The organism is Clostridia bacterium (genome assembly GCA_017405765.1).
Classification (GTDB): domain Bacteria; phylum Bacillota; class Clostridia; order Oscillospirales; family RGIG577; genus RGIG577.
In genome coordinates this window covers 1-14,267 of sequence record JAFQZS010000007.1, presented here as the reverse complement: position 1 = coordinate 14,267, position 14,267 = coordinate 1, and the positions used below count along the sequence as shown (strand labels likewise).

General features: G+C 48.8%; 14 protein-coding genes and 1 other RNA gene. 9 read left to right on the top strand and 6 right to left on the bottom strand.

Features of this window, described 5'->3' with window-relative positions; all coding sequences use genetic code 11:
• Positions 1 to 94 precede the first annotated feature (94 nt).
• Entirely contained in the window at positions 95 to 334 is a 240-nt protein-coding gene (locus IJG50_01790) for a hypothetical protein (protein MBQ3378577.1), read from the bottom strand.
• A 202-nt stretch (positions 335 to 536) separates the two neighbouring features.
• On the opposite strand from IJG50_01790, the gene IJG50_01785 reads away from it, so the two are divergent.
• The 6 genes from IJG50_01785 (at position 537) to ssrS (ending at position 5,562) form a co-directional block, all read left to right on the top strand.
• Positions 537 to 2,336 carry a hypothetical protein gene (locus tag IJG50_01785; protein ID MBQ3378576.1) on the top strand — a complete coding sequence of 600 codons (1,800 nt, stop codon included), beginning with the start codon at positions 537 to 539 and terminating at the stop codon, positions 2,334 to 2,336.
• Between the two features lie 287 nt (positions 2,337 to 2,623).
• Positions 2,624 to 3,385 carry a dihydroorotate dehydrogenase electron transfer subunit gene (locus tag IJG50_01780; GenBank protein ID MBQ3378575.1) on the top strand — a complete coding sequence of 254 codons (762 nt, stop codon included), beginning with the start codon at positions 2,624 to 2,626 and terminating at the stop codon, positions 3,383 to 3,385.
• Complete coding sequence (locus IJG50_01775) at positions 3,340 to 4,299, top strand: dihydroorotate dehydrogenase (protein MBQ3378574.1); 960 nt, start codon at positions 3,340 to 3,342, stop codon at positions 4,297 to 4,299. Before IJG50_01780 ends, IJG50_01775 begins: the two co-directional genes overlap by 46 nt.
• A 7-nt stretch (positions 4,300 to 4,306) precedes the next feature.
• Positions 4,307 to 4,927 (top strand): histidine phosphatase family protein, encoded by a 621-nt coding sequence (locus tag IJG50_01770; GenBank protein MBQ3378573.1) that lies wholly within the window; start codon positions 4,307 to 4,309, stop codon positions 4,925 to 4,927.
• Positions 4,928 to 5,044: 117 nt separating this feature from the next.
• Positions 5,045 to 5,359: a DUF1292 domain-containing protein gene (locus IJG50_01765; protein MBQ3378572.1), complete on the top strand. Its 315-nt coding sequence runs from the start codon at positions 5,045 to 5,047 to the stop codon at positions 5,357 to 5,359.
• 12 nt (positions 5,360 to 5,371) lie between these two features.
• Positions 5,372 to 5,562, top strand: a non-coding RNA gene (gene ssrS, locus IJG50_01760) — 6S RNA.
• 244 nt (positions 5,563 to 5,806) lie between these two features.
• On the opposite strand, the gene IJG50_01755 is transcribed toward ssrS, so the two are convergent.
• Positions 5,807 to 6,046: an AbrB/MazE/SpoVT family DNA-binding domain-containing protein gene (locus tag IJG50_01755; GenBank protein MBQ3378571.1), complete on the bottom strand. Its 240-nt coding sequence runs from the start codon at positions 6,044 to 6,046 to the stop codon at positions 5,807 to 5,809.
• A 198-nt stretch (positions 6,047 to 6,244) separates the two neighbouring features.
• On the opposite strand from IJG50_01755, the gene IJG50_01750 reads away from it, so the two are divergent.
• Together IJG50_01750 and IJG50_01745 are read left to right on the top strand one after the other, a co-directional pair.
• Positions 6,245 to 6,823 carry a hypothetical protein gene (locus tag IJG50_01750; GenBank protein MBQ3378570.1) on the top strand — a complete coding sequence of 193 codons (579 nt, stop codon included), beginning with the start codon at positions 6,245 to 6,247 and terminating at the stop codon, positions 6,821 to 6,823.
• A 41-nt stretch (positions 6,824 to 6,864) separates the two neighbouring features.
• Positions 6,865 to 7,365, top strand: a complete 501-nt coding sequence (locus IJG50_01745; GenBank protein ID MBQ3378569.1) for a spore maturation protein — start codon at positions 6,865 to 6,867, stop codon at positions 7,363 to 7,365.
• Positions 7,366 to 7,397: 32 nt separating this feature from the next.
• On the opposite strand, the gene IJG50_01740 is transcribed toward IJG50_01745, so the two are convergent.
• The 4 genes from IJG50_01740 to IJG50_01725 form a co-directional block, all read right to left on the bottom strand.
• A complete protein-coding gene (locus tag IJG50_01740) occupies positions 7,398 to 7,796 on the bottom strand; it encodes a C_GCAxxG_C_C family protein (GenBank protein ID MBQ3378568.1) in 399 nt (132 codons plus the stop codon).
• 28 nt (positions 7,797 to 7,824) lie between these two features.
• Entirely contained in the window at positions 7,825 to 8,763 is a 939-nt protein-coding gene (locus IJG50_01735; GenBank protein ID MBQ3378567.1) for an AEC family transporter, read from the bottom strand.
• A gap of 114 nt (positions 8,764 to 8,877) precedes the next feature.
• A complete protein-coding gene (locus tag IJG50_01730; protein ID MBQ3378566.1) occupies positions 8,878 to 10,674 on the bottom strand; it encodes a hypothetical protein in 1,797 nt (598 codons plus the stop codon).
• Between the two features lie 97 nt (positions 10,675 to 10,771).
• Complete coding sequence (locus IJG50_01725; protein ID MBQ3378565.1) at positions 10,772 to 11,950, bottom strand: iron-containing alcohol dehydrogenase; 1,179 nt, start codon at positions 11,948 to 11,950, stop codon at positions 10,772 to 10,774.
• Positions 11,951 to 12,476: 526 nt separating this feature from the next.
• Between IJG50_01725 and IJG50_01720 the strand changes: the two genes are divergently transcribed.
• Positions 12,477 to 14,267: leucine-rich repeat protein (locus IJG50_01720; GenBank protein ID MBQ3378564.1), on the top strand; the 1,791-nt coding region annotated here is incomplete at its 3' end.

Here is a 14,267-nt window from a genome sequence, read left to right as displayed (position 1 = left end):
AAACTGACTATATTTTGACAATACGAGTATAGCACACTACTACTTGTTGTGCAAGAAAGCGTGGGGAAAAAAGTATACTTTTTTCCCCACCTTTTTATGGTAAAACAATAGGAAAACGAGGGAAAAACGGGCTTTTTTCTGTCGAAGAACAGTAAAGAGAATTAAAAAATGGGGGGCCGAAAACACTGCTTTTTTGTGAATTTGCGTTAAACAGCCCTTTTGGCGGCAGGGTAAGGTAAAAGCTGTCGTCTTGCGCATCAGAGAAGCGGCGCGGCAATTTGCACCCGCTCTCCGGCCGCCCCAAGACGCGGCGATCCGTATTCCCCAGCGCCATCCCGTGCGCCTCCGTCCTTTGTCATCCTGGGCTTCTTTTCAGTGTCATCCTGAGCGAAGCGAAGGATCTTTCAGCATTAAGATCCTTCGTCGCTTTGCTCCTCGACAGTGATATAGGGGGCAGGCTGATCTAAAAAACCGGAAAACAACGGCGAGTATTCGCGTTTATATAGATAAATAAAACAAGGAAGGAATGAGCAATTTTGAAAAAGAAGATATTGAGCCTTATCGTGGCGATAGTCATGGTCATAACCATGCTGCCCATGATGGGCTTGGCGGCAGACGGCACACAGATAACGGCGCAGCTTCGCCCTGATTTTACGATAATTATAAATGATGAAGTTAGGACGTTTACCGATGCAAATAATACAGTCGTATACCCTGTATTATATAACGGTACGACATACCTACCGCTTCGCGCAGTTGGCAATTCGCTCGGCATGGATGTAGGATGGGATGGCGCGACACAGACAGTAACGCTCGTTTCATCCGATAAGAAGAAATCTACGTCTGCTGCAGCATTTGATTCTGCAATAAGCAATACACAGATAACGGCGCAGCTTCGCCCTGATTTTACTATAATCATAAATGGCGTGATACAAGAGTTTTCCGATGTGAACGGCAATGTCGTATACCCCGTATTATATAACGGTACGACGTACCTGCCGCTTCGCGCGGTTGGCAATTCGCTCGGCCTGCACGTGGACTGGGACGGTGCGACGCAAACCGTGGTTTTAAGCGGAGAGATTCCAGAGTTTCACACAAATATAAAGACCTCGGCTCAGACATATACGAGCAGACTTTACAGCGCGTCTAAAAAAGAACTGATAGATACCTCAGAACTCACTATGTCATATTACTGTCAAAAATACGATGTTAAAGAGGGAGAACGCTTGCACGTTATAGGATATCAGCCGAGCTCAAGCGCATATGACCTATATACCATACTTGACAGCAATAATAATATTCTGGTTCGCGGAAACTATCTTCCGGATTGGCATGAAAAAGAGGCTTACATCATAATACCTAAAGATGCAGCGATAATGTACGTAAATGGCGCAGTTGGATATTCTGCAAGCGTTATTGAGTATGCAGCGGGAAGTGAGATAACAGAGATAATGCCAAAAGCAGCTCTGAGCGCAAAAAGGATTCAGGATGGCATTATTGTCACAGACGGCGATTTCACTTTTACATGGCGCAAGTGGGGATATAACAATATAATGAATTTTGCAGGTGCGGCGTATAAAGGTAATACGCTGTTTTCCACAATGACTGACTGGATAGGCCCGTATGATTTTAGCGCGGAAAACAATGCGGATGGCGACAGGCTCAACCCCGCGAAGGGTGTTATAACGTCAAATACGACGGGAGGCAATCATAATATATACACAGATACGCCTAAAAATGGAACACCGACAGCGCGTACCATTTCGTGGGAAGTCTATGCAGATGGTATAGAAACGAACGAAATCGACATTGAGGGAAAAGTCATTGAGATACGATGGGTAAACCGTGTACAAGCAGGCAATACAGCGAAGCTTGATAAAAATGAAAATGGATACGGTACGGGACGCGAGTGCTTAGAGGAACACGGTTTTGCAAGATTTTTAGGCGATGGCCTTATAGAAGTGGGCGTAGAGTTTACTCCACTTGAAGATATCCGTATGAATTGGTATTCGGGACTGCAATTTGCGGGAAGCTCGTTTGCACCTGATATTTATATTCCCGAATATAATAAGGAGACTATGACGACGGCAGAGATAGACACATATAAAAACGCCGCAGTCGTAGAATATGCGGTGGCGAAAGGTAGAGAGGTATGCCTCGAAATGTATCTTGACAGAAATTTCGGTTGCGGCAAAAACGTAGTGGATTACTACTACGACGGGAATGGGCTTAAGGGTTATTTCGTTTTGTTCAGCAGAGGCAATCCTTCGGTTGATATGATCGCAAATGAAAAGTATGCTTGGCGTGGGCATTACAGGTTTTATTTGACTGAGTGATACGATTAGTGTAAAAAAGAGACGAATATGACCATTGCAGGTTAATGAAAAATAAAACTTTTACAGAGCAGCGGGACTGAGATTTAGCAGTCCCGCTTTTGCGATTATATTCCCCCGCATATCTTCCCGTATAAAAGCGTACATATTAAAAACCCTGCCGCCCGAACCCTATATTTTGTGCGTTTCGCCAAAAAGATGCGTCGATATTGCAAAGCGCAAAGCTTAATGATATGCTTATTAAGGCAAAGAGCATACTTTGCTTTTTTGTGAAGGGAGTTATCCGTTTAATGTCAAAATCAACATATAACGCAGAGATCGCGGCAAAGCGGTGGCATGCGGGAAACATCTATGAAATAATAATCGAATGCGAGAATCTTGCAAAAGAAGCGCATGCGGGACAGTTTGTGCAGGTGGCCTGCGGCGACGATACTTTTTTAAGACGACCGATAAGCATACACGATGTGAACGGCTCGCGCGTGAGCATGATATTTGAAGTAAAGGGGCAGGGCACGCGATATCTTTCGCAGCTGAAATCTGGCGACTTTTTAAATGTGCTCGGTCCTTTGGGCAACGGTTTTAATACGGATATACAGGGCGACGTTCTGCTTATAGGCGGGGGACTCGGCGTGTTCCCGCTTTACATGGTGGCAAAGGCAAAGGGAAATTCGTGCGACGCGCTGCTCGGATATAAGTCGAAGCGCGTGCTCGTGAGCCACAACAGATTTGCCGACGTATGCCGCGAGGTAGTAATAACTACAGACGACGGCTCATACGGTATACAGGGCACCGCGGTAGGAGCGGCGCACAGCCTTGTTGTTAATCATCATTATAAGGCGATATATGCATGCGGCCCGCTGCCGATGCTCAAGGCCGTTCATACGCTCGCGTGCAAATACAACATACCGGCGTGGATATCGCTTGAGGAGCGCATGGCCTGCGGATTCGGCGTATGCCTTGCCTGCGCCGTAAAAAGCGCCGAAAATGAAAACGAATATCTGCATGTATGCAAGCACGGCCCCGTATTCAACTCAAAGGAGGTAATCCTGTGAGCAAGTTAAATACAGCGGTAAACATAGCCGGCGTAGAGCTTAAGAACCCGATAGTCACGGCTTCGGGCACATTCGGCTTCGGCCGCGAATTTTCGGAATTTTTCGACCTTTCCCAGCTCGGAGCCGTATCGGTAAAGGGACTTACCCTTAAGCCGAAGGCGGGCAATCCGCCGCCGCGAGTTGCCGAATCCGCCTCGGGTATGCTCAATTCCGTGGGGCTTCAAAATCCCGGCGTTGAAAGCTTTATAAAAGACGAACTTCCGTTCCTTCGCGGGTTTGACGTAAAAATAATCGCCAACATGGCGGGCAATACCGTCGAGGATTATGTGGAAATGGCGCGCATCCTTTCGGACGCCGACGTCGATATGCTTGAGGTAAACATCTCCTGCCCCAACGTAAAGGAGGGAGGCGTTGCCTTCGGCGTGGACGAAAGGGCCGTATACGAGGTGACGAGCCGCGTAAAAGCCGTTTCAAAGAAGCCTGTGATAATAAAGCTTTCGCCGAACGTTACTGATATTAAAAAAATAGCTAAAGCAGCCGAAAGCGGCGGCGCGGACGCGCTTTCTTTGATAAACACGCTGCTCGGCATGAGAATAGACATAAAAACGCGCAGACCCATACTTAAAAACAATACCGGCGGCCTTTCGGGTCCGGCAGTCTTCCCGATAGCGGTGCGCATGGTACACGACGTATATGAAGCCGTGAAGCTTCCCATAATCGGCATGGGGGGAGTAGCGCGCGGGGAGGACGCCGTGGAGCTTATGATGGCGGGAGCCTCGGCCGTAGCCGTGGGCAGCGCCGCGCTCGTAAATCCTTTGGCGCCTATCGAGATAAAGCGCGGACTTGAGAAGTTCATGGAGGACAACGGCGTTGCGTCCGTATCGGAGCTTACCGGTTCGGCGAAAATGTGGTGAGCGTATTATGACGAGGATATATCTTATACGTCACGCCGAAGCGTCAGGCAATACGTCGATGCGCTATCACGGCCATTACGACAGCGAGATCACAAAAAAGGGGAGGATCCAGCTTGAAAGGCTGGGCGAACGCTTTAAGGATATCGTGATAGACGCGGTCTATTCGTCTGATCTAAAGCGCGCATATGAGACGGCCAGAGCAGTTGTCGGAGACAGGGATATACAGATAATCCGCGACGCACAGCTAAGAGAGCTTAACGGCGGCGAATGGGAAAACCTCGAGTGGAAGGAAATAATGGAGGACCGAAAAGAGGAGTTTAAAAGATTCAACGACGCGCCCGATATTATAAGCACTCCGGGAGGCGAGAGCGCCTCGGACCTTCAGATACGCATAGCGAATAAAATCTTTGAAATAGTAAAGAATAATCCCGAAGCATCCGTATGCATAGTAAGCCATGCCATAGCGATAAAAACGTTTTTATGTTATGCGCGCGCCATACCCGTAAAGTATATGGGCTTTCATGTGTGGTGCAAAAATACGAGCGTAACGACTATGGATATTGCCGAAGACGGCCGCATTCGCATTTTGGCCGAGAACGACGCAAGCCATTTGATAGGCCTGGAATAAATAATTTTCGGACAGTTTGTACTTTTTATCTAAAAGCGAGTTGACGCTTTTCGTTTGGTGTAGTAAAATATAAGCGTAAACAAGTGATGCTTGGGCCTTTTGCGGGAGGTAAGAATAATGAACGACGATTTTGGCAATGATTTTATTACGCTGATAGACGAGAACGGCGAAGAGGCCGAATATGAGCATCTTGATACGCTTGAGTTTAACAACAATACGTATTTTGCAATGGTAAAAGCCGATCTTGACGAGGAGGATGTGCTCGCGCAGGAGGATCTGCTTCTTATATTGAAGCTTATGGTCGATGAAAGCGGCGATGAGATACTTGCCACTATCGAGGACGACGACGAGTATGAAGAAGTACTGTCCTTGTTTGAGGAGAGATTGGCCGATTATTATGAGCTTGAAGATCATTACGATATAGAGCATTGAAAAGTGAATAAAATATCCCTGCCTGGCGCGTGATAGTCGTCATATTTTTGAACCTACACTTCAAAAATACGGGATTCCGGCTCTGTCGGTAAGATGTAGACCTCCCGCTTTGCGGACGAAGGGAACGTGGCGACCACAGGAGGATACCCACCTGCAATTAGCAGGGTCAAAGAAATGATGATTACACGGCGTGGCGGGGTATTATTTGAGAAAAAGCGATGAAGCAAAAGCTTCGTCGCTTTTTTGTTATGTAAAAGCAAGAAAGTCGTACAGCACAGGATGTTTTATAAACGAAAAAGGAAACAGCGAGGGCCATAGAAGGAAATAAGCGAGGGTCTTTTGTTGCTGCGCGCCCCGGCATAACCCACCCACACAGAAAAGCAGCCCCGACGTGCGGTCGGGGCTGTGTTTGTCATGTATATACCTTGAACGTGGTCATACGGTCTATTATTCGGACATTTCCTTTATGCAGTCTTCGCATACGATCTTATTCTTGAAATTGGTAACATTCTTTGCATTGCCGCAGAATATGCAGCCCGGCTGGTACTTTTTGAGGATTATGGTGTTGCCGTCAACATAAATCTCAAGCGAGTCCTTTTCGGCGATGTCGAGCGTGCGGCGCAGCTCGATGGGGAGAACTATGCGTCCCAGCTCATCGACCTTTCTAACAATACCTGTAGATTTCATTTTTTTGTCCTCCTATGATAAATATGAAAAATCAACGAAAATTTTCGATATGTGTCTTTTCTTATGTTATTTTAGCATACATTGGAAATTCTGGCAAGTACTAATCAATGTGGTATGTATCAGCAAGATTTTTACAAAAAAGCATATTTCTAACCACATGACATATATAATACTATATATATTCGGGGGCGATGCTATATGATGAATAAGCTGTTCGCCGCTATGATAATCATGGGGTGCGCCGTGGGCTTTATATGCGGGCGCGGCGCGGCCGTGTCAGAGGCGGTCTTTAACGGCGCGTCAGAGGCGGTAAGGCTTTTAATAACGATAGGCGGCGCGGTCTGCCTTTGGTCCGGCCTTATGCGCATAATCGAAAGGTCGAATATGCTGGGCGGAGTGTGCCGTGTTATTTCTCCCGTGATGAAGCGGCTTTTTCCCGACATACGGCCCGAAAGCCCTGCCATGTCAAGCATTGTTATGAATATAGCGGCAAACCTTCTGGGGCTTGCAAACGCGGCGACGCCGATAGGCATAAGGGCAATGGAGCAGATGAAGGAGCAGGGCGGCGGAAGCGACACGGCCGACCGCTCTATGATAATGTTCGTAGTTATGAATACGGCTTCGTTTCAGCTTATGTCGTCGTCGCTTATTGCGCTTAGGATAGAGGCGGGATCCGAAAATCCGTTCGAGGTGACGGCTCCCATATGGCTCGCCTCCGCCATATGCCTTTTTAGCGCGATACTTACGGCAAAGGTGTGCGGAGCGGTGAAAAAATAACGCGGAGGTGCAAAAAAATAAAGATACTCAGCGAAAACATTATGGCGGCGCTCGTCGCTGCCGTGATCATATACGGCATATATAAAAAAGTGCCCGTATTCGACGAATTTTTAGAGGGAGCGAAAGAGGGCATTTATACGTTAAAACAGATACTTCCGTCGCTTTTGGGGCTTTTGTTTGCGATAGAGATATTTAAAGCGTCGGGCACGCTCGACCTTCTTACGTTCGCGCTCGAGCCGGTCTTGTCAAAGCTCGGGATACCGAAGGAAGTGGTGCCTTTGGGGCTTTTAAGGCCCGTGTCGGGCAGCGGCTCGCTTGCCATAGTGTCGGATATTTTTGAAAAATCGGGCCCCGACAGCTTTGCGGGACGATGCGCCTCCGTTATGATGGGCTCGACGGAAACGACGTTTTATACGATAGCTGTTTACTTCGGCGCGGCAAAGATAAGAAAGATATCATATGCGCCGTTCGCCGCGCTTTTGGCCGATTTTGTCGGCTTTGCGGCAAGTATAGTAATAGTAAGCCGCTTTTTCGGAAGATAAAAGGCTGCGGCGACTGCCGCAGCCTCGAAAAGCTATTCCTCTATAAGTCCCTGCTGTGTCAAAATATCCTGACACTTGTTTATTGAAGCGCGGATAAGATTGCCGCATGAATAACGCTCGTCTTCGCGTTTCAGCTTTAAAAGCTTTCCGCAGGTCGAGGTGCCGTATTCCGCCTCGAACCAGTTGTCAAGCTCTCTTACCATCGCGCCTGTTTTCGGCGCGTCCCAAAGCCCCAGAAGAAGCGCCCCGCCTGCAAGCGCGCCGCACGTCTTCTGATTTTGCATACCGCTGCAAAGCGTACGCGCCGCGCGAACCATTTGAGGATTTTCCTCGCCGCGTATCTCAAGCCCTGCGTTTAAAACGATCTGCGCACAGCACATGCCTGATTTGCGAAGCTCGCCCACCTTGTTGTCATAGTCTATTCGTTTCATTATTTGACCCCCTTCGGTTTTACAGTATCTATATCAGCGCAAGCTGTTTTAATATGAATACAAAAACAAATATAGTGATTATCGACAGAAACGCCGAAAACACAACAAGCTCTCCCGCAAGCTCGGCGTCCGCGCCCATTTGCTGTGCCATAGTGAACGAGGCTATGGCGATGGGAGACGCGAATATCGACAGGCATACTACGAGATCCACGCCGCGAAAACCGAGAGCGGCCGCTATGGGAAGCATTATCGCGGGCACGGCTATAAGCTTTGCCGCAACGCCGAATATAAGGGCGCGTTTGTTCTTTTTTGCCGATGAAAACTTAAAAAGTCCTCCTAACACGACGAGCGAAAGCGGGGTCGCCACGGCGGCAAGGTCGTCTGCGACGGAAATAATAAGCTCGGGCAGCTTTACGCCCGTTATAAGCATCAGGACCCCGAAAAGCGAAGCCAGCACGAGCGGGTTTTTTGCCACCTGTAAAAGCGTTTTCTTTAAGCTGAACGTACTCTCAGAAAACAGCGAAAGCACGAATACCGACAGCACGTTATACATCGGTACAACGAGCGCGCTCGTTATCGCGGGAATGCCGGCGCTTGCCTCGCCGCAAAGCGATATGGCTATCGGTACGCCGAATATCACGAAATTGCTTCTGAATATCGCCTGTATCATAACGGAGCGGCGGCGCCGCTGTTTAACGAAGAAGCCCGTTATGAAAAAGGCCGCGGCAAATAAACATAATACGGCGACAAAGGCAAAGAGAAGAAGCCGCGGATTGAATACCGTGCTTATATCCGCCTTGTAAATGCTTACGAACAATAAAAGCGGCAAAAAGACGTGAAAACAGACGCGATTTATCTTTATAAGCACGTCGTCCGTGACCATCTTCAAAAGCCTTACGATATATCCTATCGCCAGCATGATAAAAAGGGGAAGCACTACCTCAAACGATATTATCAAGCTTTGCATTTATCTGCCACCTTTGAAAAAATCCATTTTTATTGTAAATCACGAAGCGGTTAAAGTCAATAAAATGCGCCCCGAAAAGACGCCGGTCCTTTCGGGGCGCGGAGCGTTTAAAGATCATTCTCTGCTTGAAACGAGCATCGTTGCCGTGTCCGCGTCGTAATCGACGTCGAAGCCGAGCGCCTCGCCCATCTCGCGCAGCTTAAAGAAGTTGTTGCCGCCGATGTTATAGGCTGTAAGCGCGGCTGCCTGCCCGTTTATAATTACCGTCTGCGAGCTTGAAACGGCAGAAGCCGAATTGTCCCTGCCGGTGACAAGCTCTCCGCCGACAGGTGAATACGGCGCGCCTGTTACAACGGTAACCGCATTTTGCGAAGAGTCGAAATCAACGCTGAATTCGCTTCCCGTGCCGTTTAAAAGCATTGCGATATCGCGCAGCTTGAAGAAATTGCTGCCGCCAATGTTGTATATCTCCGCTTCCTTTGACTCGCCGTTCACTTTGAGATTTTGGCGCGTGAGTATTACTTTTGCGCCGCTTTGCGGCTGAGGCGCTATAGATCCCGCCACGGTGAACTTAACGTCTTTTTTAACTCCGTTCGAGAATACAACGCCTATCGTATGCTCACCGCCCGAGAGCGCGTCGGCGTTAAGCGTATACTTAAGCGGATAGTTGGAAACGGCATGGACCCACTTTCCGTCGAGGTACCACGACGCGCTTATACGCTCCGAAGAGTAAGTATAAGCCGAAAGCTCTATTCTGCCGGAAAGGTCACTTTTCACGCTTTCAAGCGGAGTATAGAACTTTGCATTGCCGCGCACGCTGTGAAGAAGCGCCGCGTTGCCGCTAACGCCCTTGTCAAAGGATTGTGTCATCGTGGTATTGTTGTATATCGTATAGTCGCGCGGACCGCCGCCGAAGCTGGAGTCGGAGTAGACTATCGCCTTTATCTCGGGATAGAGCATGGGAAGATAGGCCATCGCCTTCTCGACCTGTTCGGATGCGAAGGCCGTAACGTCTGCGCCGTTTATCGTATGCGCCGAGCCGCCCTCGGTCGCGATGAGCGGCTTTTTATGGATGCGCGAAAGATTAACACCCTGCTGCACATTGAGAAGCGCGCTGCCGTAAACGCCCACGCCGTAGAAGGCGTCGCGCGCCGTATCGCCGTTTACGCTGTAGCGGTCATAATAGAGCGACACGCCGACCCAGTCGACAACGTCGTCGCCGGGATAGAAGCTGTCCATATCGAGCTTATACGAGCTTGAATAGTTGGGCGAAAAGACGAGTGCGACGTTGGGGCTAAGCTCGCGCGCGAGAGCGGCGATATGGCGGTAGGCGTCTATGTATTTTGAAGCAAGCGCCGAAGGCGCAGTCTCCGCCTCGCCCCATACGTTCATCTCGCCGCCGATGCGCAAAAACACCGGCGTATCGAGCGTAGAGAGGAACTTAAAATCAGCTCTTAGCTGCTCGTCATACGTGCCGTTTGAAACGGCTGTGCAGTCTTCGCCCTCGCGCTCAAAGTTCAGGTTTATAAGCAGGGCGCGGTTCCCGTCGGAAACATGGCTTCCAAAGAGATACGACCAGTATTCAAGCGAATATGCGTTTCCCAAGCTGTAATAGAACGAGATAATGGATTCGTCTGCAAATTCGCCCGCATTGACAACGCCGTAGCTGCCGCCGGGCAGCGTGCCTGAGGCGAGTATCCTTCCGAAATATACGCCCGACGGCTCATGCTTTGCGCCGAATACGGGATAATTCGGCCCGGGAGCGTCGGTAACGGCGTAGATCTCGGTATTGGGGCTTATGTCCTTATATGCTGTTTGAAATGTGGTTGTAGAGTCGTTGGCAGATGCGGGGAAGTAAAGGGCGCATAATATGAGCGCTGCGGCAATAAGACTTGCTAAAGTTTTTTTCATAATGTCAGCTCCCGAAAAAAGAGTCGTTATTTTAAATATTGCGCGCCCCGTAAAACGAGGCGCGCATATACCGTTTGATCTTGAATTATCGCAATGATCAAAGCTCAATGGGCTTTAATGCGTCTCTGTAAAGCTGCTCTATATCAGCGGCCGTAGAGGTACGAGGATTCATACGCCAGCTGCTTACCTGGCTGCCCTTCATGGCGTCAAGAGCCATTGCGGGGATGTGCGTCTCGTCAACGCCCACCTTGGAGAGCGACTCCGGTATGCCTAAGGATTTTGCGAGGTCTACAACTTCCTCAACGAGCATGGACGGCTCGAAGTATCCTATATCGCTGTTCGATACGCGGATAAAGTCGTATATCCTGCGATAACGGTTGTCCTTGTCGGCGATGGCGTTGAATTTTAATGCATGCGGCAGAAGAATTGCGTTTGCAATACCGTGCGGCACGTTGTAGTATCCGCCGAGCGGGTGAGCCATCGCGTGAGCCATGCCGAGATAGCCCCACGAGAAAGCTATGCCTGCGAAGTTGCTGGCTATCATCATGCCGGATGCGGCCTCGATATCGGAGCGGTCGGCAACGAAGCGGCGAAGGTACTTGCCGATATATTCCATAGCCTTCTGACCCATAGCGTCGGAGAAGGGCGTTGCGCCTCTCGAAACGTAGGACTCTACCGCGTGGGTGAGCGCGTCCATACCGGTGGAAGCGGCAACAAGCGGCGGAAGCTTAGTGATAAGCTCGGGGTCCAAAAGTATAATGGACGGCGTTAATTTGCCGGAAACTATCGAATATTTGAAGTTTGTCTTTCTGTTTGTGATAACGGCGAAAATAGTGTTTTCGCTGCCGGTGCCTGCCGTTGTCGGGATCGCAACGATGGGAGGAATGGGATTTTTAAAAAGATCCACACCGCCGGCATAATCCTCGGGACCGCCGGGATTGGTAGCCATAACTGCCGCCGCCTTGCCGGTGTCCATCGGGCTGCCGCCGCCCAAGCATACGATGGTTTCAAGCTTATTAGCCTTGAATACCTCGGCAGCTTTGAGCACGGTCTCGGAGGACGGATTGGGCTCAACGTCTAAAAACTTTTCATACGTTATGCCCGCGTTTTTAAGTATCTCTTCAACGGTACCCACTACGCCCGCCTTTTCAAGACCGCGGTCAGAAATGAGAAGCGCACGGTTCATATTCTTTGCCTTCAGTCTGTCGCCGAGCGACTGGATGCAGCCTGCGCCGAACGAAACAAGGCCGGGAACGGCAAAATTGAAGTTTTTCATGATGTTTATTCCTCCTTTATTGATGTGTTTTATATTTAGATAAAAATATTCTATATTGAATTATAACCGGATTTTACGTTTAAAGTCAACATTTTGTCCCGAAAATATAAAAAATGATGAAGCGAAAACGATTTCTTTGTATAAAAAACTGAATGATCATAAGAATACGAAAAGGTTTGAGTAAAAAAAGGGAATAAAAAACGTGTCCCGAAGGCGCTGGTCCTTTATGTTGCGGTCTTTTTGTCGCTTAGTCCTAAAATATAATCGGTCGATACGCCATAATAATCGGCGAGGGCGATAAGATGGCGTATAGGAAGTTCGTTCGCGCTCGCAGCGGGCATACATTGTTTGCGACGTGACTCAGAATTGCTGTAATATGCATTGCATAAAAAAATATATAAAGAGAGAGAAAAGCATACATTTTCCCCGCTTTATCTTGTACAAGATGTATTGTTATGATATCCTTGTATTGTCAAGATGCAGATAATACAGTGGTGGTGAAAAAGCGTAAAACGGGGAGGATAATATGAAAAAGAAGTTAATATGCTTCGTTATCGTGCTGTGCATGGTGTTTTCCATGCTGCCTGTGACGGGCTTGGCGTTGGGAGATAGAAACGACACACCTTATGCTATGACGGGAGGCAATATTTATTATGAGGTGTCGTTTTCGGGTAATGAGATTATCATAACCGGCGGGGATTCTTCGATAAAGTCGGCGAATATACCCGAACAGATAAACGGGAAACCAGTAACGACAATAGGAAGTGATGTGTTTCGGAATTGTTATGGACTTACGTCAGTAACGATACCGTCAAGCGTTAGGGTCATCGCCCAAAGCGCATTTCAAAATTGTACCAGTCTTACAGAGGTAACGATTCCTGAGGGCGTTACAACCATAGCTCGCCAGGCGTTTAAGGACTGCAACAGACTCACTTCGGTAACAATACCGTCGAGCGTGACATATATAGGAGATTCTGCGTTTTCTCATTGTAGCGGACTCACTTCGGTAACGATACCATCGGGTGTGACATATATGGGAGATTCTGCGTTTTATCACTGTAGCGGGCTCACTTCGGTGACGATTCAATCAGGTGTGACGAGAATAAGTAGTTCTGCGTTTTCTCTCTGTAGCGGGCTCACTTCGGTAACGATACCGTCAAGTGTGACAACCATAGATAGTTATGCTTTCTTTGTATGTAGTAGCCTTACATCCTTGGAGATACCGTTGAGTGTTTCAAGTATAGGCGACTATGCCTTACCTCTTGGAATAGATATATACTACACTGGTACAGAGGCACAGTGGAAGGCTTTATTTAATGAGAAACTTACTGAAAACTCGAGGATTCATTATAAAAATAAAACGGCGCCTACAGCTGTAAGTATAACCAATATAAGCCGTGCGAAAGGAGCAGTCAGCCTGAATTGGGACGCAATAGAAGGTGTAGACGGCTACCGCATATTTAGAAAGGCCGAAGACGGCAACTGGATGGTCATCGTAGACAGGCAGCTCGCGACCACGTATGTGGACAGCACCATTGAGGAGGGCGAAACGTATTACTACGCCGTAAGCTCATTGCTTGAAGGTATGGACAACGGTGAGAGGGTCAAAGTTTCGGGGGGCATTACAGTGCCGTATACGCCGAAACCCGTAACCATTGGCTCCGTTGAGGCAGAAAACGGTAATGTAACAATCAACTGGAGCGCTATGCCCGGCGCGGACAGCTACAGCGTTTACAAAAGAGTGCGAGGCGGCATTTGGACGACTGTTGTAAGCAACACGACGTCCACCAACTATATTGACAGCAGCGTGGAGCCGGGCAAAACATACGAATACACAGTCCGCTCCTGTGTAAACGGCGTATACAGTACGAGCTACGATGATACTGCAGAAAGCATAACCGTACCATATGATCCCGTTCCGATAACGATAAGCGATATTTCATACGCGAACGGCGAGGTAACGCTTTCGTGGACGGGAGTCACCGGTATGGACGGCTACCGCATATACAGAAAGACCGGCTCGGGCAAATGGACCACGATTGTTGCATCGACGACGGCGACGAGTTACACCGATACGACCGTGACCGAGGGAACAACGTATTCGTATACGCTTCGCTCGAATGTGGGCAGCGCATGGAGCAAGGGATATGACGCGACGGCTGCGACTATCACGGCAAATCCGCCCGCTGACCCGCAGCCCGTGACGATTACCTCGATAAGCTACGCAGACGGCGCGGTAAGCCTCGCATGGCAAGCGCAGGACGGCGTGGACGGCTACCGCATATACAGAAAGACCGGCTCGGGCAAATGGACCACG

Bases quoted from the DNA above. Each gene is read 5' to 3' on its own strand.
- IJG50_01730 (MBQ3378566.1), bottom strand. From the start codon at position 10,674: ATGAAAAAAACTTTAGCAAGTCTTATTGCCGCAGCGCTCATATTATGC.
- IJG50_01775 (MBQ3378574.1), top strand. From the start codon at position 3,340: ATGCAAGCACGGCCCCGTATTCAACTCAAAGGAGGTAATCCTGTGAGC.
- IJG50_01755 (MBQ3378571.1), bottom strand. From the start codon at position 6,046: ATGAAATCTACAGGTATTGTTAGAAAGGTCGATGAGCTGGGACGCATA.
- IJG50_01725 (MBQ3378565.1), bottom strand. From the start codon at position 11,950: ATGAAAAACTTCAATTTTGCCGTTCCCGGCCTTGTTTCGTTCGGCGCA.
- IJG50_01780 (MBQ3378575.1), top strand. From the start codon at position 2,624: ATGTCAAAATCAACATATAACGCAGAGATCGCGGCAAAGCGGTGGCAT.
- IJG50_01745 (MBQ3378569.1), top strand. From the start codon at position 6,865: ATGGCGGCGCTCGTCGCTGCCGTGATCATATACGGCATATATAAAAAA.
- IJG50_01735 (MBQ3378567.1), bottom strand. From the start codon at position 8,763: ATGCAAAGCTTGATAATATCGTTTGAGGTAGTGCTTCCCCTTTTTATC.
- IJG50_01740 (MBQ3378568.1), bottom strand. From the start codon at position 7,796: ATGAAACGAATAGACTATGACAACAAGGTGGGCGAGCTTCGCAAATCA.
- IJG50_01790 (MBQ3378577.1), bottom strand. From the start codon at position 334: ATGGCGCTGGGGAATACGGATCGCCGCGTCTTGGGGCGGCCGGAGAGC.
- IJG50_01750 (MBQ3378570.1), top strand. From the start codon at position 6,245: ATGATGAATAAGCTGTTCGCCGCTATGATAATCATGGGGTGCGCCGTG.
- IJG50_01765 (MBQ3378572.1), top strand. From the start codon at position 5,045: ATGAACGACGATTTTGGCAATGATTTTATTACGCTGATAGACGAGAAC.
- IJG50_01770 (MBQ3378573.1), top strand. From the start codon at position 4,307: ATGACGAGGATATATCTTATACGTCACGCCGAAGCGTCAGGCAATACG.